Genomic DNA, 1,161 nt, shown 5'->3' with positions numbered 1-1,161 from the left:
TGCCATTGATTGGGGTTTGTCGTTTCAAATGAGTTTTACTCAGGTGTTTTCAGATAATATATCACCTATTCTTCATACTACGCTTTCACGAATAGCGCTTGAATTTATGCTTGAATTTGGCGGCAGTGCCTATTTACCATACCGTTTAATTGAACCCTATATCGACAAAAGCCTTTATCAAGTTGCCGATGCGCCGGTCATTGCTAGACAAATCTTTGCGTGCCATCATCGAGAGAACATTCATACGAACGAGATAGAAAACATTCTCAATGTTATTAGGGCGCTTGAAATGCCTGTAGAAGACGCTCCAGAGATTGAAGTGCCAGAAATAATAGAGATATAGAGGGTTATGACATGTTAAGTATTATCCAGCTCTCTGACGATGGTAAGAGTCAAGAGCTCGAAGCAATGTCGATTGATGATCTAATTTCCGGCGACTTACTCACGAGCCAAAAGCTGTGGATTGATCTTACGACCGAAGATCATGAAATAATTAAACGTTTGCTCACAGAGCTAAATATTGACCACCTTGCTATTGAAGATACCCTGCGAAAGAGCCACCCGTCAAAAATCGAGTTTTTTGACGAGCACTTATTTATTTTGTATCGCGGAATTCGTGCCATTGAAGATGATATATCTTTCCAACATCAGTCGATTGGACTCATTGTTAAAGACAACATTCTGGTTACTGTTCACCCGGTTAAATCGGTTGGGGTAGAGCAATCTAAAAAAGCCTTGCGTAAACTCAAACATATATCTCCTATGACGGTCGCTATTCAAATAATGAAAGCAGCATCGAGTGTTTACCTCGAGAAGTTGCTTAATTTTGATACTCAACTTAGTGAGATTGAGGAGCAACTCGAAAACAATGCAAATGACCAACAGTTGAAAGAGCTGACAAAGTTTAAGTCGCGGCTGGTAAAACTGACGCGGACATTTAATTATCATACGGACATAAGTGAAGGCTTACATAAAGAAAGTGATGAGTACGCATATTTCGACAAGGCAGCTTGCGAGCATGCAATTAACGACTTAGATGATCGTTTCCAGCGCCTTTTTACACTTGCTCAGATGCACTACGATATTTGCGGAGATTTGATCGATGGTTATTTATCGATATCAGCGCATCAGCTGAATGAAACGATGAGAGTTTTAACGGTC

General features: G+C 40.3%; 2 protein-coding genes. Both read left to right on the top strand.

The window, feature by feature from the left end; all coding sequences use genetic code 11:
* On the top strand, nucleotides 1–343 hold a 343-nt coding region (locus A3766_RS17735), incomplete at its 5' end, for a hypothetical protein (protein ID WP_231882918.1).
* Between the two features lie 11 nt (nucleotides 344–354).
* A partial coding sequence (locus A3766_RS17730) for a CorA family divalent cation transporter (protein ID WP_068642607.1) occupies nucleotides 355–1,161 on the top strand: 807 nt, incomplete at its 3' end.

The sequence above is a fragment of the Oleiphilus sp. HI0132 genome, from assembly GCF_001635845.1.
Note: the sequence above shows the minus strand (reverse complement) of the source record. Positions and strands in the feature narration are given on the sequence as shown.